Annotated in this window: 19 protein-coding genes and 1 pseudogene; 6 read left to right on the top strand and 14 right to left on the bottom strand. The window is 62.6% G+C overall.

Annotated elements, in window-relative coordinates; all coding sequences use genetic code 11:
- Positions 1-6: 6 nt before the first annotated feature.
- Together Q7P63_16040 and Q7P63_16045 are read right to left on the bottom strand one after the other, a co-directional pair.
- The gene (locus Q7P63_16040; protein MDP0501604.1) at positions 7-1,854 is read right to left on the bottom strand and encodes a lysophospholipid acyltransferase family protein; all 1,848 of its coding nucleotides are present in this window, start codon (positions 1,852-1,854) and stop codon (positions 7-9) included.
- A 109-nt stretch (positions 1,855-1,963) separates the two neighbouring features.
- On the bottom strand, positions 1,964-3,151 hold the full coding sequence (locus tag Q7P63_16045; GenBank protein MDP0501605.1) for a KamA family radical SAM protein: 1,188 nt from the start codon (positions 3,149-3,151) through the stop codon (positions 1,964-1,966).
- A 94-nt stretch (positions 3,152-3,245) separates the two neighbouring features.
- Here Q7P63_16045 and Q7P63_16050 point away from each other — a divergent pair, with 94 nt between their 5' ends.
- Entirely contained in the window at positions 3,246-3,575 is a 330-nt protein-coding gene (locus tag Q7P63_16050; GenBank protein ID MDP0501606.1) for a metalloregulator ArsR/SmtB family transcription factor, read from the top strand.
- Between the two features lie 832 nt (positions 3,576-4,407).
- Positions 4,408-4,605 (top strand): annotated as a pseudogene (locus Q7P63_16055) (helix-hairpin-helix domain-containing protein).
- 14 nt (positions 4,606-4,619) lie between these two features.
- Here the strand turns inward: Q7P63_16055 and Q7P63_16060 are convergent.
- Together Q7P63_16060 and Q7P63_16065 are read right to left on the bottom strand one after the other, a co-directional pair.
- A complete protein-coding gene (locus Q7P63_16060) occupies positions 4,620-5,285 on the bottom strand; it encodes a TrkA family potassium uptake protein (protein ID MDP0501607.1) in 666 nt (221 codons plus the stop codon).
- A 14-nt stretch (positions 5,286-5,299) separates the two neighbouring features.
- Entirely contained in the window at positions 5,300-7,090 is a 1,791-nt protein-coding gene (locus Q7P63_16065; GenBank protein MDP0501608.1) for a potassium transporter TrkG, read from the bottom strand.
- A 113-nt stretch (positions 7,091-7,203) separates the two neighbouring features.
- Between Q7P63_16065 and Q7P63_16070 the strand changes: the two genes are divergently transcribed.
- A complete protein-coding gene (locus Q7P63_16070) occupies positions 7,204-7,668 on the top strand; it encodes an Rrf2 family transcriptional regulator (protein MDP0501609.1) in 465 nt (154 codons plus the stop codon).
- Positions 7,658-8,575: an NAD(P)/FAD-dependent oxidoreductase gene (locus tag Q7P63_16075; protein MDP0501610.1), complete on the top strand. Its 918-nt coding sequence runs from the start codon at positions 7,658-7,660 to the stop codon at positions 8,573-8,575. The genes Q7P63_16070 and Q7P63_16075 overlap by 11 nt, the downstream gene beginning before the upstream one ends.
- A 75-nt stretch (positions 8,576-8,650) precedes the next feature.
- On the opposite strand, the gene gatB is transcribed toward Q7P63_16075, so the two are convergent.
- The 10 genes from gatB to rpmI form a co-directional block, all read right to left on the bottom strand.
- Positions 8,651-10,111: an Asp-tRNA(Asn)/Glu-tRNA(Gln) amidotransferase subunit GatB gene (gene gatB / locus Q7P63_16080; protein MDP0501611.1), complete on the bottom strand. Its 1,461-nt coding sequence runs from the start codon at positions 10,109-10,111 to the stop codon at positions 8,651-8,653.
- A 125-nt stretch (positions 10,112-10,236) separates the two neighbouring features.
- On the bottom strand, positions 10,237-11,703 hold the full coding sequence (gene gatA, locus Q7P63_16085; GenBank protein MDP0501612.1) for an Asp-tRNA(Asn)/Glu-tRNA(Gln) amidotransferase subunit GatA: 1,467 nt from the start codon (positions 11,701-11,703) through the stop codon (positions 10,237-10,239).
- Between the two features lie 95 nt (positions 11,704-11,798).
- Positions 11,799-12,515 (bottom strand): class I SAM-dependent methyltransferase, encoded by a 717-nt coding sequence (locus tag Q7P63_16090; protein ID MDP0501613.1) that lies wholly within the window; start codon positions 12,513-12,515, stop codon positions 11,799-11,801.
- A gap of 33 nt (positions 12,516-12,548) precedes the next feature.
- Complete coding sequence (locus tag Q7P63_16095; GenBank protein MDP0501614.1) at positions 12,549-13,031, bottom strand: VOC family protein; 483 nt, start codon at positions 13,029-13,031, stop codon at positions 12,549-12,551.
- Positions 13,032-13,071: 40 nt separating this feature from the next.
- Positions 13,072-13,371, bottom strand: coding sequence for an Asp-tRNA(Asn)/Glu-tRNA(Gln) amidotransferase subunit GatC (gene gatC, locus Q7P63_16100; GenBank protein ID MDP0501615.1), 300 nt, complete (start codon positions 13,369-13,371; stop codon positions 13,072-13,074).
- 116 nt (positions 13,372-13,487) lie between these two features.
- Positions 13,488-15,926, bottom strand: a complete 2,439-nt coding sequence (gene pheT / locus Q7P63_16105; protein MDP0501616.1) for a phenylalanine--tRNA ligase subunit beta — start codon at positions 15,924-15,926, stop codon at positions 13,488-13,490.
- 75 nt (positions 15,927-16,001) lie between these two features.
- Positions 16,002-17,042 (bottom strand): phenylalanine--tRNA ligase subunit alpha, encoded by a 1,041-nt coding sequence (gene pheS, locus Q7P63_16110; GenBank protein ID MDP0501617.1) that lies wholly within the window; start codon positions 17,040-17,042, stop codon positions 16,002-16,004.
- A gap of 185 nt (positions 17,043-17,227) precedes the next feature.
- The gene (locus Q7P63_16115; protein MDP0501618.1) at positions 17,228-17,644 is read right to left on the bottom strand and encodes a hypothetical protein; all 417 of its coding nucleotides are present in this window, start codon (positions 17,642-17,644) and stop codon (positions 17,228-17,230) included.
- 223 nt (positions 17,645-17,867) lie between these two features.
- A complete protein-coding gene (gene rplT, locus Q7P63_16120) occupies positions 17,868-18,233 on the bottom strand; it encodes a 50S ribosomal protein L20 (GenBank protein MDP0501619.1) in 366 nt (121 codons plus the stop codon).
- A gap of 92 nt (positions 18,234-18,325) precedes the next feature.
- A complete protein-coding gene (gene rpmI / locus Q7P63_16125; GenBank protein MDP0501620.1) occupies positions 18,326-18,520 on the bottom strand; it encodes a 50S ribosomal protein L35 in 195 nt (64 codons plus the stop codon).
- A 388-nt stretch (positions 18,521-18,908) separates the two neighbouring features.
- Between rpmI and Q7P63_16130 the strand changes: the two genes are divergently transcribed.
- The gene (locus Q7P63_16130) at positions 18,909-19,691 is read left to right on the top strand and encodes a DUF3450 family protein (GenBank protein MDP0501621.1); all 783 of its coding nucleotides are present in this window, start codon (positions 18,909-18,911) and stop codon (positions 19,689-19,691) included.
- Between the two features lie 36 nt (positions 19,692-19,727).
- Positions 19,728-21,131: a MotA/TolQ/ExbB proton channel family protein gene (locus Q7P63_16135; protein ID MDP0501622.1), complete on the top strand. Its 1,404-nt coding sequence runs from the start codon at positions 19,728-19,730 to the stop codon at positions 21,129-21,131.
- The last annotated feature ends 1 nt before the right edge of the window (position 21,132 follow it).

A 21,132-nucleotide genomic window follows, 5' to 3' on the forward strand; every position in this document is an offset into this window, starting at 1 on the left:
GCGCGCCTATTCCTGGCTGACTTCCGCCTTTTCGGTGCGGCGCACTTCGTGGTAGGCGTAGAAACGCTCGCAGCCTTCTTCCCCGAGGTAGTGCTTGAGCACGCGCTCGTTCGTCTTGGTCAGGTCCGTCAGGATGAGGCTGTCGATGCAGTTGTTGAAGTCGGGGTCGACATTGAAGCTCAGCACCGTGGCGTTGAACTTCAGGTATTGGCGCAATAGCACCGGCACGCCCCGCTCCTCATGCTCGATCTCGGAAATAAGGCCGGAAACGTCGTCGATGTCGCGCACGATGGAAGCGAAGGAATTGCGGTCGAGCCGCCCGAAGTGGCGGGAGCGCGGTGGGTTTTTGGCCCGCACCTTGTGCGCGAGGTCGGGATCCAGCGAATGCTCCTTCAAGTACATGACCATCATGTTCTTGGAGAGGCTCTGATATTCTTTGCTGATGCTGACGGGGCCGAAGAGCAGCTTGTATTGCGGGTGGCGCGCGATGTAGGCGCCGATGCCCTTCCAGAGCAGCGCGAGCGACTGCGGGCGGCGCTGGTATTCGGCACGGACGAACGAGCGGCCCAGCTCGATGGCGGGCCCGAAGCCTTCCAGCACACCGGGCTGGTAGCGGAACAAGGTGGTGGTATAGATCCCGGCGGCCCCTTGGCGCGGCAGGATCTTGTCGGTCAGGCCAAGACGGTAGGCGCCGACCATCTCGCCGGCAGAACGGTTCCAGAGAAAGAGGTGCAGGTAGTCCTGGTCGAAGCGGTCGAGGTCGCGCGGGCCATTGGTGCCCTCACCCACTTCGCGGAAGGTCAGCTCGCGCAGGCGGCCAATCTCGTCGATCATCAGCGGGACCTGCTGGGCCTGGGCGTAGTAGATCGCAAAGTCACCCTGCTCCACCAGCAGTTGCTCGGCGGGCAGCGCGGCCACTTCCGCCTGCAAGGCCTCGCGGCTCGGGCCTTCGGGCACCGGCACCACCTTGTCGCGCTTGTTGGGGCGGGCTCGGCGGAAGCTCGTGCGGTCGGCCACCTGACGGTTACGCAGGATGTAGGTCTTGAGGCGCAGGAAGTCCATCAGCTCCTGCTCGTCGGTAAACTTGGAGAGGCGCGCGGCAGAGATGGGCTGACCGAAGCGCACCTCGATATCTTCCCCGCACTTGCTCATGAACTCGCGCACGAGCATGGCCGTGCGAGCCATCGGATGGACCATGCCAGCGAGCTGAAAGGCCAGGCTGTTGCCGCCGGGGAAGTAGGCGGGCACGACGGTGGCCTTGGTCCGCAGGATCAGGCTGGCGAGGTTGCTGGCCCAGCGTGGGTCGGTCACTTGACGACGATCCCAGTGCCAGTGCGAGACGGTGCCGGAGGGCCAGGTGGCGAGCAGACCGCCTTTGCTAAGGTGGCGATGGCTGTTCTTGATGCCGCTGAGGTTACGCTGCTGAGCGCCTTGGCCGCCAAAGGGGTCGACCATAAAGAGCCAGGGGCGCAGGAACTCCACCCGGTTGAGCAGGTAATTGACGAGCAGGCGCGCGTCTGGACGGCGGCGGAGCAAAACGGAGCCCATCACCAACCCGTCGACCGCGCCATACGGGTGGTTGGCTACGATCATCACGGGGCCGGTGGCCGGGATGCGTTCCAGGTCGGCTGCCCGTACCTGCGGGCGGATGTTCAGCTCCTGCAGCGCGCGGTCGAAACCGTTCAGCTCTTCCGGGTTTTGCGAAGCGCGCGCGTAGTGCCGGTTGAGGCGCTGCATGCAGAGCAAAGGCTCCGTCAAAGGCTGCGTCCACCGGTAAAGCGAACGAAGAAAGGGGCTGGGCAATTCCGCCGGCAAATCGGCGAGCACGGGAGTTTCGGAGCGTTCCGGAACCATGGACCTGTCTCAGATAAAGGAAAACCGCCCGAAGTGGGCGGAAATGCTTATCATGAAAATCCGGCCTGTAGTTGCAAGGTAAACCGGAGCGGATGCCCAACGTTTTCCGTTAAGCCAGCACGGGCTCGATCACGTCGTCGGGCACGTGGACTTCGCTGCGGGCCGAGACCTTGAGCGGGTAGCGGTATTCGTCGCCCGCGAAATTGCGCAGGATGATCTCGTCGTCGGTGATCTCCTTCACGTATTCGGGGTTGATCGGCACCTTGCCGCCGCCGCCGGGCGCATCGATCACAAACTGCGGCACGGCATACCCGGTGGTGAAGCCGCGCAGGTTTTTGACGATGTCGATGCCTTTGCGCACGTCGGCCCGGAAGTGGCGCGAGCCGGTGATCAAATCGCACTGGTAGATGTAGTACGGGCGTACGCGCATCATCAGCAGGCGGTGCACGAGGCTGCGCATCGTCTCCACGTCGTCGTTGACGCCCTTGAGCAGCACGCTCTGGTTGCCTAGCGGCACGCCAGCCATGGTCAGGCGCTCGGTGGCCTGGTAGAGCTCATCGGTGCATTCATTGGGGTGGTTGACGTGGATGCTCATCCACACCGGGCCGTGCTTGCGGAAAATCTCCTGCAGCGAGGGCGTGATGCGCTGCGGCAGGAACACGGGGATGCGGGAGCCGATGCGGATAAACTCGACGTGCGGGATGGCGCGCAGGCGGCCGAGCAGGTAATCGAGCTTCTTGTCGTTGAGCAGCAGGGGATCGCCGCCGCTCAGCAGTACGTCGCGCACCTCGGGGTGCTCCTCGATGTACTTGATGCAGTTCTCGAAATTGGGGTGAAAGTCGTAGCCCTGGGCGTTGGATACCAGCCGGCTCCGGGTGCAGTAGCGGCAGTAGGCGGCGCAGACGTTCGTCACCAGAAACAGCACCCGGTCGGGGTAGCGGTGCACGAGGCCGGGCACGCCCATCGAGCCTTCTTCGCCCACCGGGTCGAGCAGTTCCTCGGGCGCGGTAAACATCTCGTCGCCGCGCGGGATCACCTGTTTGCGCACCGGGTCGTTCGGGTCGTCCGGGTTGATGAGGTTGAAGAAATAGGGGGTGATCGCCAGCGCAAGTTTGTTGCCCGCGTGGGAACAGCCCTGTTCCTCCTCCGGGGTAAGCGTCAGGAATTCACGCAGCTGCTCGACCTTTGTCAGGCGATGGCGGAGCTGCCAGCGATAGTCTTGCCAGTCTTCGGCCGGCACATCGGCCCAGTGGCCTTGTCCCTTGAACCAGTTGTCGCGGCGATCTTGTGGAAACATGCAGTAAAAGTTTCGAATGAGGTTGTTGCTATTTCAGTCTTCACGTATTTGAATTTGTCAATAATTGAATCAAACTTTACGTGTGACTGACCGAATGCCAGAACTCTCGCAGGTGAACGACGAGGAGCAACAAGAGCAGCTCGCCCGCCAGCTTTGGACGCTGGGGGACTTGAACCGCTTGCGCATCCTGTCGCGTCTGCCATTGAATCCCGACTGTAAGACGCGCACCAACGTTTCGCAACTGGCAGAGGAACTTGGTTTGAGCCAGCCCACCGTTTCCAACCACTTGGCCCGCCTGCGCACCCTCGGGATCGTGCGCTGCCAGCGCATGTGCCGCGACAGCTATTACTGGATCGACGTGGAGCGGTGCGAAGAGATTACAAAGGCCTTGCAGGAAACCCTGTTGACAGACCGTCGCCACTAAGGGAATCTACCTGAGCTCCATCAGGCAATTCTTTATGTAAAGCAGAGTGATCGCTTAGCCATACAATATGGTTTTGCCCTGCTCGAAGTAAATTCCTTAGGAGTCATTAAAGTCGGTATTGAATAGTCCGACTATCCTGAGTGAGACCAGAACGGCATTAACGATGCTACAGCGAGGCATTCTGTTATTTTGGGCCTTGGCGCTGCTGAATATGGCAGTCGTCAGGCTCGATGCCACCCCACCGGCAGTTCCTGCGCCTGGTTGGGTTGCCCTTGACTATTGGCAGTTGCAAAAGGACGGGCCGCTGGATGGCGACTCATTCTGCGTGGTGCACAACAGCCAGCGCTACGAGTTCCAGCTCTACTTTGTCGATGCGCCCGAGACCACGCGCGACCGCTTGGACTTACTAGGCGAACAGGCCCGCTTCTTCGGCCTCAATATTGAGGAAACCCTTGCGCTCGGCCAGGAGGCCAAGAGCTACACCGAGAGCTTTCTGAAAGGCGGGAGCCGCATCCTCACCCGCTGGGAACGCGTGGGCGACCCCTCGACCCAACCGGTCTTTTATGCCGTGGCGGTGCGTCGCCAGGATTACCTTGCAGAGCAGTTGATCGCTCGCGGGCTGGGGCGTCTCGACGCGTCCGAGCCCGAAACGAGTTGGTACGACGGGCTGGAGAAAAGCGCCTTCTGGGGCCGCCTGCAAGTGGCCGAGCGCATGGCGAAAAACAACCGCGTCGGCCTCTGGCACAACCACCCCGACGATCTACTGACCTTCCTCAGCCCGGAAGAGCTGCCGGCGGGCTACGACAGCAGCCCACACGCCCCCTACAACCATCCCTCCCCGGCCGCCCGCATCAACCTGAATTACGCAACCGAGCGGGAACTGCAGCGTCTGCGCGGCATCGGGCCGGTATTGGCGCACCGCATCGTCGAAGGCCGCCCCTACACCCGCGTGGAGGACCTCCTGCGCGTGCCGGGCATTACCGACAGCACCCTCGAACGCCTCCGGCCCTACGTGGTGGTGGAGCGCTAGCAAGGGCGACGGTACTAAAAACTCTTGCGGGTTGAGAATTCACGGATGGCCTGATCCGTGCCGAAGACGACCAGCTCGTCGCCTTCTTCAAACATCAAGTCGGGCGGCGGCACCCCGATGATGGCGGACTCCTCGCCCCGATTGCGGCGCACCGTGACCAAATTGACGGTGAAGCGACGGCGCAGATCGGCCTCCATCAGGCGCTTGCCCACCAGAAACTCCGGCACACTCAGCTCGACGATGCCGAAGTCGTTGGAAAGGCCGAAGTGCCGGGTCGCTCCCCGGATGCCCATGCGTTTGGCGAGCTGACGGGCGGCCAAGGCTTCCGCCTGGATGATGTTGTCGACCTTCATCAGCCGTAGCAGCCGCTCGTGCACGTGGTTGATCGAGCGGCAGTAAATGTTCTTCACCCCCAGCTCCTGCAAGTGGCCGGTGATGAGCAGGGAGGCCGCAAAATCTTCCCCGATCGTCACGCACACGCGGTCCACCTTGGTCAAGCCCAGCTCGTCGAGCACCTTGATGTCCTTCGCGTCGCCGATGACAGCGTGCGCCACCTTGTCCTTGAGCGAGTCGACCGTCTTTTCGTCCTGGTCGATCACGATGACCTCGTGCTTGTCCTCCGCCAGCGCGAGGGCGAGCTGAAGGCCGAACTGGCCGATACCGATAATGGCAATCTTCATAGGTGGGAAAGCGGTTATTCAATGATGATGCGCTCGCGCGGAAGCCGTGAGTGGCGATCCTTGGGCGGGATCACGAGCAGGGAAAAGAAGAAGTTCATCACCCCCACCCGCCCGACGAACATGGTGGCGATGATCACGAGCTTGGACGCGCCGGAAAGCTCGGGCGTAATGCCGCGCGTCAACCCGACGGTCGAAAACGCACTGACGGTCTCGAACAGAGTGTCCAGTAGCGTAAAACTGGGCTGCAGGAAGAGGATGAGCGTGGTAGCGCCAAAAATCCAGGTCAGCGAAAGCAGCAGCACGGCAAAGGCCCGGTTGCAGAACTCCTCGTCGATCCGGCGGCCAAAGAGTTCCACATCGCCACGGGCCAGCAAGATGCGGCGCAGGTTGAGCATCGCGAGCGCAAAAGTCGTCGTTTTGATGCCACCGGCAAAACCGCCCGGGCTGCCACCGATGAACATGAGCAGGATCATGACCGCCGTCGCCGCACTGGAGAGCGCCGCCATGTCTGTAATGTTGAAGCCCGCCGTGCGCGCGGTAACGGAATTGAACAGCGCCACCCAAGCCTGATGCAACCACGTGTCCGAGGCCGCCCGCCACTCACTCGCCCACAAGGCCAAAGCGCCGCCCACGATCAGGATGGCCGTTGAAAGCAACACCAGGCGGAAGTGCACCGTAAAGCGTCCCTTTGCTGCCGGGCCGAAGATGCGACGAAACAGGCCCAGCGCCTCCAGCAGCACCGGAAAGCCGATGCCGCCGAGCACAATCAACCCCATGATGACGGCTTGCACCGGGTAGTTGAAAGCCGTGCGCGGGTCCGCCAATCCGGTGCTAAAGATCGAGAAGCCTGCGTTGCAGAAGGCCGAAACGGAATGGAAGAGCGAGGCCCACCAGAGGTCGGGGACCGCTTCCCCGCCGCTTTGGCTCCAGAAAAAGTAAAGGGCCGCTGCGCCGGTCAACTCGATGGCCAGGGTACAGAAGATCAGGAAGTAGATCGCGGTGCCGAGGTTACGCAGGTTCTCGAGGTTGAGCACATCGCGCAAAAAGACCCGGCTGGCCACGCTGAAGCCCTGCCCTGTCACGACCGCGAGGAAGAAGGTCAGCGTTACGATCCCAAATGCGCCCATCTGGATCAGCAGCAGGATGATCCCCTGCCCCAGCGGCGTGAAAGCCGTCGCGGTATCCACCACAATGAGCCCGGTGACACAGACCGCGCTGGTGCTGGTAAACAGCGCGTCGAGCCAGCCGAGCTGCCCTACGGTGGCGTTCGGCAGCTTGAGCAGCAGCGTGCCAAACACGATCAGGAGCGCAAAGGTGCCGAAGAGAATGGTACCAGGATTTACCCGCCGCAGCACCGTGCTCTCGAAGGCGGGGATCCACGACGCCAGCCGCATGGCTGCCGCCACCACTTGCTGGAGCGCCGCCAGCGTCAACAGGATCACCCGCGCGGGCAGTTGCTGCACCTCCTGGTGGACCCATTGCGAGATCAGCCCATCGAACAAGGCCCCGAGCAGGATCACCACCGCCAGGAGTGGAAAAGCGTAGCGCCCCCAGGGCGATGCTTCTTCGCGCCGGGGCTGCAGCCACCAGTGCGCCAGAAACAATGCCGCATAGAGACCCGCGACCCAACGCATCGACGCCACCAGCACCTGCTCGGTCTCCAACGTGTGCGGCCAGCCGACCAGGTAGACGACGGCAGCCAGCCCCAACAGGGGCAAAACGGAAACCGTCCAGTCGAGCCCACGGCGCAGCAGGTGCGGACGAGGGCCGGAAACGTCGGTGCCGGTAGGATCGCTCAGCGACATATCGGCGGTCTACTTCGTCAGAACTCCCGCCAACTGCCAAACCTTTTCCTCTCCATAGCCGTCTCGCCACCATCCGAGTTGACACCGCCTCTTATTGTAACATTTAAAGTTACATGAAGCCCGATAGCCGCCTGTCTTCTGTGCTGCATGTGCTCCTGCACATGGCGGAAAACCCGCTACCCGTCACCTCGGAGGTGATGGCCCAGCACATGCAGACCAACCCTGTGGTCGTGCGCCGCACCATGGCGGGTCTGCGTAAAGCCGGGCTAGTCGAGGCGGCCAAAGGGCCGGGTGGCGGTTGGCGGCTAACCTGCGCCCTGGCGGAGACGACGCTGCACGATGTTTACCGCGCGTTGGGCGAGCCCGCGCTGTTCTCGTTTGGCAACCGCAACCCGCAGCCGCGCTGCCTCGTCGAGCAAGCCGTCAATGCCTCGATCGACGAGGCCCGGCAGGCAGCCGAGGCCCAATTGCTCGCCCGACTCACTGAAGTAACATTGGCCGACATCGCCGCCGATTTCCAGACCCGCCTGCGCCACCATCCGCACCACAACCACCCCTCACATCCGCATGAACTTTGACGTCATCATCATCGGCGGCAGCTTCGCCGGTCTCTCCACCGCCCTCTACCTTGCGCGTTCGCGCCGCCGCGTGCTCGTAATCGACGCGGGCGAACCGCGCAACCGCTTCGCCGCCGCCTCCCACAGCTTTCTAGGGCAAGACGGAGTGCCGCCCGGCCAGATTCTCTCAACGGCTCGGGAACAACTTCGGGCCTACCCAGAGGTGACCTTTTGGGTGGACCTCGCAACCCGAGCCCGCCACGAGGCCGATGGCTTTATTGTAGAAACTTGGGGCGGCCAGCGCGCCACGGGCAAGTTTCTTGTGCTAACGACGGGGGTGCGCGACGAGTTGCCCGACATTCCCGGGTTGGCCGAACGCTGGGGCAAGAGCGTTGCCCACTGCCCGTTTTGCCACGGCTACGAGTTTGGCGGAGCCCCGCTCGGGGTGCTGGCGACAGGGTCCAATTCGATCCATCAGGCCCACATCATCCCGCAATGGGGGCCGACGACGTTCTTTACCAACGGCGCGATCACCTTGAGCGACGAAGAGCGTGCCTCACTGGAATCTCGTAGCGTGGTGATCGAGACCGAAGCCGTCGCGGCGCTGGAGGGCGCGGGCGAGGCGCTGGAGCACGTGAGGTTGACCAGTGGACGCGTAGTGCCGGTGCGGGCTCTGTTTCTCGCCCCCAAGCTGCAAATGACTTCGCCCCTGCCCGAGCAGCTCGGCTGCGAGCTAACCGATACCATGGTCGGGCGGCTGCTCTCCGTCGGCCCCGACCAGCAAACGACCGTGCCGGGCGTCTATGCAGCCGGAGACGTCGCCGCACCCACTCACAACGTGGCCTTTGCGGTGGCCGACGGGGCCAAGGTGGCAGGCGCGATCAACTTCAAACTGTTCGCGATCCCGGAATTCAAGCGACCGGCATAACGTTCGTGCTCTGATCACACAAAAGGCGGCTCCCGAGATGGAACCGCCTTTTTCACATTGAAAGTGTGGATCTGGCTACTCAGCCAGCAGCTTGAGCACGATCTCGCGAACCTGCTGCGGGTTGGCCTTACCCTTGGAGGCCTTCATGGCCGGGCCGACAAAGGCATTGATCGCCTTTTCATTGCCCGCGCGCACGTCATCAGCCGCCTTGGGGTTCTTCGCGATGGCCTCGCGCAAGACTGGGATCAGCTCGTCGGAGTTGTCTTCCTGCTCCAGGCCCTTCTCCTTCACGATCTCCAGCGGGCGCTTGCCGGTCTGATACATCTCGGTGAAGACGTCCTTGGCAATCTGCTTGGTGATCTTGCCCTCGTCGATGATACGCACCAGATCGGCGATGTGGCTGGGCGTGATCTGGAGCAGGCTCATCGGCAGCAAGCCCTCTTCCTCCCCGGCGGCACGCTCGCGCTGCAGCTCGTTGGCCACATAGTTGGCGATGGCCTTGGGGTTCTGGTCGTATTCTGCCTGCGCCTGCTCAAAGAAGCGGCTCAGCTCGTGGTCGTAACAGATCACCGAGGTGAGCGTATACGGGAAGTCGAACTGCTCCATGTAACGGCGCTGCTGGTCGAAGACGCCTTCGGGCAGCTCGGAGCGCAGGGCCTCGACCCGGTCGCGCGGCAGACGCACGGGCATCAGGTCGGGGTCGGGGAAATAACGGTAGTCGTGCGCCTCTTCCTTGCTGCGCATGCTGGTGGTGACGCCCGTGTCGGCATCCCAGCGGCGGGTCTCCTGGATCACCGTGCCGCCCTTTTCGTAGACCTTCGACTGGCGACGAATCTCGTAGGCGATGGCGTTGCGCACGCCGGAGATGGAGTTGAGGTTCTTCATCTCGCAGCGCTTGTTGAGGTAATCGGCACCGACGGGGCGAACGCTGACGTTGGCGTCGCAACGCATCTGGCCCTTCTCCATGTCGCAATCGCTGATGCCAGCCGCCATGAGGTGCATGCGCAGGCTCTGGAGCAGCGCCACGGCCTCCTCCGGCGAGCGCAGATCGGGCTCGGTCACGATCTCGAGCAGGGGAGTGCCGGCGCGGTTGTAGTCGACCAGCGAATCGCTCTCGTAGTGGTTGAGCTTGCCGACGTCTTCCTCCAGGTGGGCGTGGTGCAGGCGGATGCGCTTGTGCTCCCCCATCACATTCCGCGAAGGGCCGGGCAGCTCGATCTCGACCTCACCGCCGACACAGATCGGCTGGTGCAGCTGCGTGAGCTGGTAGTTCTTCGGCGAGTCGGGGTAAAAGTAGTTTTTGCGGTCCCAGCGACAGACTTCGGGGATCTCGGAGCCGAAGACGAGGCCCATGCGCACGCTCTGCTCGATCGCGGCGAGGTTGAGCACCGGCAACACCCCGGGCAGTCCCATGATCACGGGATTGGTGAGGGTGTTGGGCTCGTGTCCGAACCCCTGCTCCACCCGGGTAAACATCTTCGTGCGCGTCTTCAACTGCACGTGCACTTCAAGACCGATGACGGCTTCGTATTCCATGAAAAGGGAAAGGCAGATTTTACAGAAGAACGCAAAGAACTCTAAGTCTTAGCTTATAAAAGAAAACCAGACTTAGATTTTGCCTTACTTTGTGCTCTTTGTGTTCTTCTGTTGAAAATTATTAGTTACAGGTTCGGGTGGGTGGTCTTCCAGTCGTGGGCTTGCTCGTAGGCGTGGGCGATCTGGAACAACTCGGCTTCCTTGAAAGGCTGGCCGATGACTTGCAGGCCGATGGGCAGCTTTTCCTTCGTGAAGCCGCAGGGCAGGCTGAGGCCGGGCAGGCCGGCGAGGTTGACCGAGATCGTGTAAATGTCGGCCAGATACATCGCGAGCGGGTCGTCGGACTTCTCCCCAAGCTTGAAGGCTGCCGTGGGCGAAGTCGGGGTCAGGATCGCATCGACCTGCTCGAATGCCTTCATGTAATCGTTGCGGATCAGCGTGCGCACCTTCTGGGCACGCAGGTAATACGCATCGTAATAGCCGCTGGAAAGCACGTAGGTACCGAGCAGGATACGGCGCTTCACTTCGGGGCCGAAGCCTTCGCCACGGGACTTGAAATAGAGGTCGATCGCGTCGGTCGCGCGCTCGCTGCGGTGGCCGTAGCGCACCCCGTCGTAACGCGCGAGGTTGGATGACGCTTCGGCCGGGGCCAGCACGTAATAGACGGGCACGGAAAGCTCGTTGTGCGGCAGCGAAATCTCCACGATCTCGCACCCCTGCTGCTCATACCACTGGATGGCCTGCTCGACGGCGGCCTTTACCTCGGGGTCGAGGCCTTCGCCAAAGAACTCGGTCGGCACGCCCAGACGCCACTTCTTGGGCTCCTGGCGCAAGGCCGCGCGGTAGTCGGGGATGTCGGTGGTGAGCGAGGTCGAGTCAAACGGGTCGTGACCGGCGATGGTTTGGAGCAGCAGCGCGGCGTCTTCCACCGTGCGCGCAAACGGGCCGATCTGGTCGAGCGACGAGGCAAAGGCGGCCAGGCCGTAGCGCGAAACGAGGCCGTAAGTCGGCTTCATGCCCACAATGCCGCAGAGCGAGGCCGGTTGGCGGATCGAGCCGCCGGTATCCGAGCCAAGGCTGAGGGGCACTTCGCCCGCCGCGATACACGCCGCCGCGCCGCCGGACGAGCCGCCGGGGATGCGGGTGGTGTCCCAAGGGTTATAGGTGGGGCCAAACGCGCTGTTTTCGCACGAGCTGCCCATCGCAAACTCGTCGAGGTTGGTCCGCCCGAGGATGACGGCCCCGGCGTTTTTCAGCTTCAGCGTCACCGTCGCATCGTAGGGGCTGACAAAGGGGGCGAGCATCTTGCTCGAAGCTGTCAGCGGCATGCCCTTGGCCGCGATCACGTTCTTGAGGCTCACCGGCACCCCATCGAGCGGGCCCCGCGCCTGCCCCATCAGGCGGCGCTGGTCGGAATCGTGCGCCTGCTCCAGCGCAAACTCGGCATGCGTATCGAGAAAGGCACGCACGCGAGGCTCCACGGCCTCGGCGCGGGCGAGGCAGGCCTCCGTCAGTTCACGCGAGGTAAGGCTTCCCTGCTCCAGCAGGTCGGAAAGGGCGGTGGCGCTGTGCCAGATCAATTCACCGGACATGACCTACAGGTTTGGGCCGTAGCCGCGCAGTTGGCAAGCGTGGATGGCGGCCAATAACTTCCGAAAGTCATTGATCCGCCATTGCAGGGCTCCCCCTACCCCTTCCTCCCGCCGAAGGCGGCGAACACCGCGTGCTTGTGGAGGACTTCACAGCTGGTGAAGCCGACTTGCTCCATCAGGCGGAGTTGGAAGGCGAGGGAACGGGGCGAGTCTTCCTGTGCGATGTAGGCAAAGACTTGCTCGCGGTAGGCGGGGCCTTTGAGGCCTTCGAGATAGCGGCCGTAGGCGTCCCACTGCTGGGCGTCGATCTGCGGGTCGTCGTGGGTGACGAGGTCGGAGATGAAGAGCCAGCCACCGGGGCGCAGCCAGCGGTAGAGACTGGCGAAGACCTCCTGCCATTCGTGCTCTTCGCGCAGGTGGTGGAGCACGGCAGCGGCCACGATGATATCCACCTCTCCTTCCGGCAGGTCGAGCGTGCGCAAATCGCTCTGGTGGAGGTGCAGCTCCCCTGCCCCGGCCTCGCGCAGGCGCTCTTGCGCGCGGTCGAGCATCGGCTGGCTGAGGTCGACGAGGTGGAAGTCGAGTTCGCGACCATAGGCCTGCTGGAGCATGAGGGAGTAATTGCCCGCGCCGCAGCCGAGGTCGAGCACGCCGCGCGCTTGCGGTATGCAGCCACGAGCCGCGGCGGTAATCGTCTCCAGCATCAGGCGACCGTCGAGCGCAGCGACCTGGCCGGTTTCGAGGTTGGAGAAGCGCTCCACGTCGCCATCGAAGCGCGCACGGATTTGCTCGACCGAGGACTTATCGGCCAAGGGTAATGTAGAAAGTAATTTATTCATAAACGGCTAGGCACGTCCATCCGCAGCGGCTTCGACCTTGGCGATGTCGATCTTCACCATGTCCATCATCGCCATCATGGCGCGGCGAGAGCGCTCGGGGTCAGGGTCCTGGATCAGCTCCATCAAGCGGGTCGGAACGATCTGCCAGCTGAGGCCCCAGCGGTCCTTGATCCAGCTACAGGCGATCTCCTTGCCGCCGCTGGCCTTCAGTGCATTCCAGAGTCGGTCGACCTCGGCCTGGTCCTCGCACATGATCTGAAACGAGACGGCATCGGTGAAGTGGACGCCGGGCCCGCCGTTGAGGCCCATGTAGCGCTGACCGGCGAGGGTGAACTCTACCGTGAGGACTGAGCCGGCGGGGCTGCCGGGCGTTTCTACAGGCGAGCGGAAGATTTTGTCGATCCGCGAGTTGGGGAGGAGACTGACGTAAAAGTTGGCGGCATCTTCAGCGTTACCGTCATACCAGAGACAAGTTACGATCTTCGACATGCGCCGATCATGCCGCGAATCCGGCCGCTTGGCGAGCTAATCAAGCGTCCTCGACCACCTTGGGCACCACGACCATGTTCTGGCGTTGGGCGGGGGCGTTGCGCATGGCTTCTTCGGGGGAGAAGGCCGGGCCAGGCTCGTCGGCGCCGAGCACGTTTTCGACCGGGAAGGCGTGCGCCGTCGGCTCGATGCCGCTCACATCCACCGCCTTGAGCTTCTCGAAGTAGCCCAGGATGGCGCTAAACTGGTTCGCGAAGCGCTCCTTCTCCTCGGGCGTCAACTCAATGCGGGCCAGGTTGGCCACGTAATCCAGATCCATTGCCGGCGTTTGCTCTGCCATAAGTCAAAAGCCGTAGACCGACGCCGCCGGGGTGGCAAGTGTGGAATAGCGCACACAACAAAGGGAGGCTCCGGCGTGGGACCTCCCTTGTGCGTTAAAAACGTTGTGCTGATGGATCAGGACCGCAGCTCGTAGCCGGTGCCCTTGGTCATCTGGTGCTGGATCTGGGTGAAGGCAGCGTTGACCTCCTTCTCCGTCAGCGTGCGGTCGGCGCTGCGGAAGGTGAGGCTGAAGGCGAGGCTCTTCTTGCCGTCGGGCAGGCCTTGACCGAGGTAGACGTCGAAGACTTCCACCTGCTCAAGGTCGAAATCCTTACCCGTGGCTTTGCGGCCAATGCCTTCCAGCTTGTTGCGCACCTTGCCGGAGGGCTCGGAGGCGTCGACCAGCAGGGCGAGGTCGCGCGTGGCGGTCGGGAACTGGCTGAAGCTGGAGTAGCGGGCGCGCTTGGCCGGGCGCTGCAGGAAGTCGGGCGTGAGCACGATTTCACCTGCCAGCACCCCACCCTCGATATCGGCATCGTGGGTCAGCTTGACGTCGAGCAGGCCGAATTGGGCCTCGAAGCCCATCTGCAGGCGTCCGAAGCCGGCACTGTGGCCGCCTTGCCAGACGCCGGTGCCTTCCACCGGGCCAAAGCGGTCGGGCGTAACGCTGACGCCGCAGCCTTTGAGCACCTCCTGAATCAGGGCCGAAGCGGTGTAGAAGTCGGGCTGCTGGCGCTGGCTCCATTGCGAGGGCGCTTTTTGGCTGAGCACGAAGGCCACGGCGGTCAACTCATGGACTTGGCCCTTGAACTCACGGAACACGCGACCGGTCTCAAACAGGCGCTGCGGTTCGTTACCCCGGGCCTGGTTGAGTGCTAAACAGTCGAGCAGGCCGGGCAAGAGCGAGGGGCGCAGGTGGCTGGCGTCGCTGGCGAGCGGGTTTTGCAGCGCCAGATTGGTCGGGTTGGCCCCGGCGGCCCAGGTGCTCAGCTCGCTCTCGGGGCGCAGCGTGTAGTGCATCGCCTCGTTAAAGCCTTTGCCTAGGAGCAGTTGCGAAACGCGGCGCGTCAGGCGGGCAGAAGGGGCGTCCTCCGCCAGCAGGCTCGGGAAGCGACTGGTCGTGGCCGGGATCTTTTCGCAGCCGTAGATGCGCAGAATCTCTTCCACGAGGTCGATCGGGCGGTAAAGATCGAGGCGGAAGCTGGGGATGCCGACGCGGAGGGTCGTCTGGCCGTTGCTTTCTTCGCGGCGCACGTCCAGCTCCAGATAGCGCAGGCAGTCGACCACTTCGTTTTCCTCAATGGTGAAGCCGAGGCGGTCGTAGACGAACTGGAGCGGCAAGTCGATCGACTGCTCGATCAGCGGTGGTTCGCCCGCGCTAAGGGGCGGCCCCATCAGGTCGCCTCCCGTCACTTGCACGATCAGGTCGATGGCACGCATGGCGGCGTATTCGGCGCCCTTCGGGTCGATACCGCGCTCGTAGCGATAAGAGCTGTCGGAGGAAAGGCCGTATTGGCGGGAAGTGCGGCGAATGAACGACGCGCGGAAGTAGGCGACTTCGAGGAAAATATCCGTCGTGGTCTCGTCGACTTCGGCTTCGACCGAGCCCATGACGCCGGCGATGACCAGCGGGCGCTCAGCGTCGGCAATCACGAGTGTATCAGCCGTGAGGGTACGTTCCTTGTGGTCGAGGGTCGTGATCTTTTCGCCTTCGTTGGCCAGGCGGACGACGACGACGCTGCCCGCGATCTTCTTCACGTCGAAGGCGTGCATCGGGTGGCCCAGCTCATGCAACACGTAGTTGGTGATGTCGACGACGTTGTTGATCGGGCGCAGGCCGATGGCCTGGAGGGCGCGCTTGAGCCACTTGGGGCTCTCCTGCACCTTCACATTGCGGATCGAGTAGCCAAGGTAGTGCGGGCAGCGCTCGTCGGCCTCTACGCGAAGGCCCCCGACCAGTGAGCCGCGATGGGCGTTCGTGGGGTCGAGGCGGATCTCGGGGTAGCTCAGCTCGCGGCGGAACCAGGCTGACATTTCGCGCGCGATGCCGATGTGGCTCAGCGCGTCGGGGCGATTGGGCGTGATCTCGACGTCGAAGATCGTATCGTTGTCGGAGAACACCACGTTGATCGGCGTGCCGACTTCGGGGCGCTCTTCGAGAATCGCGATGCCGTCGGACTCTTCGGCCAGACCAAGCTCGGACTCGCTGCAGAGCATACCATTGCTTTGCACACCCCGCATCTTGCGCGGCTCGATGCGGAAGTCGCCCGGCAGCACGGCACCCGGGAGGGCGGCGATTACGCGGTCGTTCTGCTTGAAGTTCTTGGCACCGCAGATGATCTGCTGCGGCTCGCCCTGCCCCACGTCGACCTGACAGACGGAGAGCTTGTCCGCATCGGGGTGCGGCTCGTAGGAAAGGATCTCACCCACCACGACGTGATCGAGCTGGGGTAACCCGGTCTGCTCGATGCCTTCGACTTCAAAGCCGACCATCGTCAGGGCATGGGCGATCGCCTCGTTGCTCTGATCGGCGAGGTCCACGTAGCGCTGGAGCCAGTTACGGGAGATTTTCATCGGTAAAAAACGGAAAAAGGGATGTTTGGGCAACGGCGGGGGCGCGTGCGGGCACGGGCTCCCCACCCCGGCGGCCTAGGCAAACTGGCGCAGCAGGCGCAGGTCGTTCTGGTAGAGGTAGCGGATGTCGTCGACACCGTAGAGCGTCATGGCGATGCGCTCGATGCCGAGGCCGAAGGCGTAGCCGCTCCACTCGTTGGGGTCGAGGCCCACTTCTTCGAACACCGCAGGGTCGACCATGCCGCAGCCCATGATCTCGATCCAGTCGCTGCCGACCTTGCCGAGGTGGCTGGCCTTGAAGTCGACCTCGAAGCTGGGCTCGGTGTAGCCAAAGTAGTGCGGGCGGAAGCGGATCTGCGCCTCGCTGCCGAGCAGGCTCTTGAAGAGGTAGTCCAGGTCCGCCTTCAGGTCGGTCACCGTCACGCCGCAGTCGACGTAGAGGGCTTCGATCTGGTGGAAATTGGCGCTATGGGTGGCGTCTGCCGTGTCGCGACGGAAGCAGCGGCCCGGGCAGAGAATGCGCAGCGGCGGCTTTTCGCTCAGCAAGGTGCGGATCTGCACGCTGGAGGTGTGCGTGCGCAGGAGGTAGCGCTCGGCAGCCTTACGCGAGACGTTGCCCACCTTGGCTTCGGGGTGCACGTAGTAGGTGTCCTGCGCGTCGCGGGCCGGGTGGTCGGCGGGGGTATTGAGCGCGTCGAAGCAGTAATACTCCGTCTCGATTTCCGGGCCGTCGGCCACGGTAAAGCCGATCTTGCGCATCACGCGGCAGATTTCTTCGCGCACCTGGGTGATGAGGTGCAGGCTGCCGGGCTGGGCGTCGGGGCTGGGCAGCGTCACGTCGACGGCGGGGCCCACGCGCTCTTGCAAGGCGGCGGCTTCGAGCGCGGCAAACTTGGCATCGTAGAGCTCCTGCAGGCGCGTCTTGTATTGGTTGATCAGCTTGCCGGCCTGGGGACGTTCGGCGGGCGAGAGCTTGCCGATGGTCTTGGTGACGGCCGTAAAGCTGCCGTTGGGCCCGCTAATCGTCGCCCGGTACTGCTCAAAGGCGGCCGGGGTCTGGACTGAGGGAAGGTCGCGCTCTACTTGCGCGATGATCGCTTGCAATTCCGCTTCCATGGGTTGGGTTGTCCAAGCCACACCATTGGCCTGCCTTTGGCAAGGCGAGAAACGAATCGGCCGGGGCTCGATCTGCTTGAAGTTGAGGAATAGCTCGCAAGCCTCCCACACAGACAAAAAAATCGGCGGTCGCGTGATTGCGACCGCCGAATGTTTTCTCAAGTTCTCGGTTACACTGTAAAGCTCTAGAGGTGGCTGCCCGCTTTGGCCTCGTCTTTGCCCGGGTTCCAGGCAGAGAGGCATTTGAAGCGGCTGGCCTTGAAGCAGCGGTCGTCGAAGGCGAGGCGGAGGCGTTCGAGCGCTTCCCATTCCTTCGAGCCCAGCATCTGCTGCATACCGGCGACCGATTCACGGTCGTCAAAATTGTCTTCGGCCACATCGCCTGCGGTGGCGGTTTCCAGCTCGCCCAGGTCGTGGTGGCTTTCCCAGCCGATCTCGTCGAGCTCCCACAGCAACAGGATCGCCTCCGCCATCGCGTCGGACTCTACCAGAAAGGCGTCCGCCGGCTCCTGCACTTCGGCTTCAACCGGGTTGGCAGACAGTGCGAAGGGAAGTGCCAGCAGGGCACCCAAGGTCAGGATTGTTTGCGGGATCAGCTGCACGATACGGGGCGAGTAAAGCGGTGGGAGAGCGGGGCTTTGCTTTGACAGTGGCAAACATACCAGATTCACCCCGCTACGGGTAAAGTTTGGGACGGGCGGTAGATACGCTCCATCGAAGGTAGCCCAAGGTCGAGCCTCCTGCAACCGCAGGTGCCTTACGGGCGTAAAAAAGCCCGTGGCCGGGGGGCGCACGGGCGAGGAAAAAGTCACAGGGTCCGAAGCCTTAAGCGGCTTGCTGAACGGCTTCCTTGGCCTTGACGATCAGGGCCTTGAAAGCGGCCTCGTCGTGGATGGCCAGCTCGGAGAGGGCCTTGCGGTCCAGCTCGATGTTCAGGATGCGCAGACCGGCCATGAAACGGGAGTAGTTGATCCCTTCTTCGCGGCAGGCGGCGTTGATACGGACGATCCAGAGGCTACGGAACTCGCGCTTCTTGACGCGACGGTCGCGATAGGAAAACTGACCGGCGCGGTCGACCGCTTGCTTGGCATAACGGTAGAGGCGGCTGGCGTTTCCGAAGTAGCCCTTGGCTTGCTTCAGCTTGCGCTGGTGCCGCTTGCGGGTGGCGGCAACATTACGTGATTTCGGCATGTTTTGTTATTTTGGTAGCGTGGCTGGAGGGTCGCCGAGCGGTGCTCACCCTCTCGAGCCGGATGATTCTTCAGTCAGTTCGAGGGCGGGCTTTAGAACATGCCCGGGCAGGCAATCTTCACAAAGCGGGTCACGCCGTTGCTGCATTGCTGGTCCTGGCGCATCTTGCGCTTCTGCTTCACGGTCTTGTTCCGCAGAAAGTGCCGGTGCCCAGCCTTGCGACGCATGACCTTGCCGGAAGCCGTAACCTTGAACTTCTTGGCGATGGATTTGCGGGTTTTGATCATGAGAAAGGGGAGATAGAGCCAAAACTGGGGCACCCGGTAAAGAAAAAAATTATTTTCGAGCATTTTCCTTCAGTTGAGCGTCCATTCTTGCAGGTGGGAAAGTCTAGACACTTGACATTTCCGATACGCGACGGTGACAGGTTGTAGTATCGACAAGGCTACCACACCCCATGGCCCACCATCAGCCTCACTACTAGTCCATTTGATTGACAACCCCAATAAACTCCTAGAACGTCGGCAGCCATGGCTGCACGCAAGCGCACGCCCCTGCGAGCCCCGACGTGCCCCGGACAGCGAACCCCCTGCGGCGTCCTCAACAGTTGATACCGTACGGCCCGCCACCGGAACCTCCTTACGAACCAACCCTGACAAAGTTCACCACCCTATTATGAAGAAGACGACCCGCTTTGGCCTGTGTGCAGTCGCTTTGTGCGCGACGTCACTTGCCGCGCAACAAAACACTGCGGCCGTAAAGCAAGAAATCGACAGCACCCGCAACTCGATTTCGGAATACGTCCGCGTGCGGCAAGATATTGCAAAAGCGCGCAACGAATGGCAGGCAGAGAAGGAAATCATCCAGCGCCGGATCGACCTGTTCGAACAGGAAAAGGCCGACCTGCAGGAGCGCATCGCCACGGCTCAAGAGAGGGCGTCCTCCGCTCAGCAGGTGATTTCGGAAAAGCGCAGCCAGATCAGCCAGCTGACCTCCGCCACCAACGTGGTGCGTGACAAGCTGCCCGACTACGAAGCGCAGATCGCCGCCATGATCGACTACCTCCCCGCCCCGCTCAAGCGGGACGTCGAGAAGCTCACCCCCTCACTGGGCAAGGGCCCGGTCTCCAACCGCATGGCGGTGGTGATCGGCATCCTCAACCAGATCGAGCGCTTCAACTCCCAGTTCATCATCACGACCGACCTGAAGCAAACGGCCGACGGCCAGAGCAAGTCGGTCGATGTGCTCTACCTCGGGCTCGCCCAAGCCTACTATGTGGACCAGGAAGGCACGATCGCCGGGATCGGCACGCCCGCCAAGGGCGGCTGGCAGTGGACCGAGCGCAACGACCTCGCCCCGCAGATCCAGAAGGCGTTCATCTACTACCGTGGCGACGTGAAGCCGGCCGAGTTCGTCGAACTGCCGATCAACGTAACCGACGTCCGCCCCTCCCGCTAACATCTGGCTGCACATCGCACCCTTAGAGAGCACACTATGAAAAAGGCTTTATCCCTCCTTTTGCTCGCCGGCACGACCCTGAGCCTCAGCGCCCAGAACTTTGACCAGGCACAAGGCCAGATCAGCGATCGGCTTGAGCAAGCGACCCAGGAATTCGCTGCCCTGCAGCAAGAAATCAATGCCGAGAAGCCCGACCTGGCGGCCCGCCTCGACATTCTGGAGCAGGAAGTCGCGAACCTGCGCTCCGAGTTCCAGAACTCCCAGCGCGTGACGCAGACCCTCGACGTCGAGACCAGCCAGCTCGACCGCACGATCAGCCAATCGCAGCAGGCCAACCAATACCTGCAGAACACGCTGTTCAACGACTACTTCAACCGCCTGCAGACCTCGCTGAACCCGGCCGAAATCCCGGTCTACTTCAGCACGCTCAATGGCGCGATCGAAGCCGCCCAGGCCGAGAGCGACCTCTCCGACAGCGAGATTTTCAACCGCCAGCTCCAAGTCCTCGACACCGCCGTCAACCGCTCGTGGGAGCTGATCGGCGGCAAGACCTTCGAAGGCAAGGCACAAGTGCGCGGCTCCGGCACGATCCTCGACGGCTCGTTCGTCCAGGCCGGCCCCGTCTCCTACTTCGTTTCGGCTGACGGCAGCACGGTGGGCCTGACCCGCCAGGAAATCGACAACCGCGCCGAAGTCTTCCCCCTGCCCCAGTTCCAGCAAAGCATTGCCGCTGCCGTTCAGGGCGAAGGCACCCTCCCGATCGACACCACCGGCGGTGAAGCCGTCGAAAACGTGGTGCAGAGCCTGAGCCTCGTGCAAGAGTTCGAAGCTGGTGGCTTTGCGATGTGGCCGATCCTCGGCTTCTTCATCGCCGCCATGATCGTGGCCGTCTTCAAGCTCATCGAGCTGATGAGCGTGCGCAAGGCCAAGGCCTCCGACCTGGAGAAGATCCTCGGCCACCTCCGCAATGGCGACCAGAGCGCGGCGCTGGCCCACGCCAAGAGCGTCGGCGGCCCCGCCGGTCGCATGCTCACCGTGGCAGTGGAAAACGCCGACCAGGACAAGGAAGTGATCGACGAAGTGCTCTACGAGCAAATCATCGCCACCCAGCCCAAGCTGGAGCGTTTCCTCGCCTTCATCGCCGTGACGGCCGCCGTGGCCCCGCTGCTCGGTCTGCTCGGCACCGTGACGGGTATGATCAAGACCTTCAAGCTGATCACCATCGTGGGTACCGGCGACGCCAAGAGCCTCTCCTCCGGTATTTCCGAAGCGCTGATCACCACCAAGTGGGGTCTGATCGTGGCCATCCCGACGCTCGTCATTCACGCGATGCTCAGCCGCAAGGCCAAGGGCGTGATCGGCTCGCTCGAACAGACGGCCGTCGGCTTCGTGAACGGGATCGTCGAGATGCGCGTCGAAGAAGCCAACCGCTCCGCCTAAC

Source organism: Verrucomicrobiota bacterium JB022 (assembly GCA_030673845.1).
In the GTDB taxonomy this organism is placed as follows: domain Bacteria; phylum Verrucomicrobiota; class Verrucomicrobiia; order Opitutales; family Oceanipulchritudinaceae; genus WOUP01.

Bases quoted from the DNA above. Each gene is read 5' to 3' on its own strand.
- Q7P63_16075 (MDP0501610.1), top strand. From the start codon at position 7,658: ATGAACTTTGACGTCATCATCATCGGCGGCAGCTTCGCCGGTCTCTCC.
- Q7P63_16135 (MDP0501622.1), top strand. From the start codon at position 19,728: ATGAAAAAGGCTTTATCCCTCCTTTTGCTCGCCGGCACGACCCTGAGC.
- Q7P63_16070 (MDP0501609.1), top strand. From the start codon at position 7,204: ATGAAGCCCGATAGCCGCCTGTCTTCTGTGCTGCATGTGCTCCTGCAC.
- pheS (MDP0501617.1), bottom strand. From the start codon at position 17,042: ATGGAAGCGGAATTGCAAGCGATCATCGCGCAAGTAGAGCGCGACCTT.
- Q7P63_16065 (MDP0501608.1), bottom strand. From the start codon at position 7,090: ATGTCGCTGAGCGATCCTACCGGCACCGACGTTTCCGGCCCTCGTCCG.
- gatA (MDP0501612.1), bottom strand. From the start codon at position 11,703: ATGTCCGGTGAATTGATCTGGCACAGCGCCACCGCCCTTTCCGACCTG.
- Q7P63_16045 (MDP0501605.1), bottom strand. From the start codon at position 3,151: ATGTTTCCACAAGATCGCCGCGACAACTGGTTCAAGGGACAAGGCCAC.
- pheT (MDP0501616.1), bottom strand. From the start codon at position 15,926: ATGAAAATCTCCCGTAACTGGCTCCAGCGCTACGTGGACCTCGCCGAT.
- Q7P63_16130 (MDP0501621.1), top strand. From the start codon at position 18,909: ATGAAGAAGACGACCCGCTTTGGCCTGTGTGCAGTCGCTTTGTGCGCG.
- gatC (MDP0501615.1), bottom strand. From the start codon at position 13,371: ATGGCAGAGCAAACGCCGGCAATGGATCTGGATTACGTGGCCAACCTG.
- Q7P63_16050 (MDP0501606.1), top strand. From the start codon at position 3,246: ATGCCAGAACTCTCGCAGGTGAACGACGAGGAGCAACAAGAGCAGCTC.
- gatB (MDP0501611.1), bottom strand. From the start codon at position 10,111: ATGGAATACGAAGCCGTCATCGGTCTTGAAGTGCACGTGCAGTTGAAG.
- Q7P63_16060 (MDP0501607.1), bottom strand. From the start codon at position 5,285: ATGAAGATTGCCATTATCGGTATCGGCCAGTTCGGCCTTCAGCTCGCC.
- rpmI (MDP0501620.1), bottom strand. From the start codon at position 18,520: ATGATCAAAACCCGCAAATCCATCGCCAAGAAGTTCAAGGTTACGGCT.
- Q7P63_16040 (MDP0501604.1), bottom strand. From the start codon at position 1,854: ATGGTTCCGGAACGCTCCGAAACTCCCGTGCTCGCCGATTTGCCGGCG.
- rplT (MDP0501619.1), bottom strand. From the start codon at position 18,233: ATGCCGAAATCACGTAATGTTGCCGCCACCCGCAAGCGGCACCAGCGC.
- Q7P63_16095 (MDP0501614.1), bottom strand. From the start codon at position 13,031: ATGTCGAAGATCGTAACTTGTCTCTGGTATGACGGTAACGCTGAAGAT.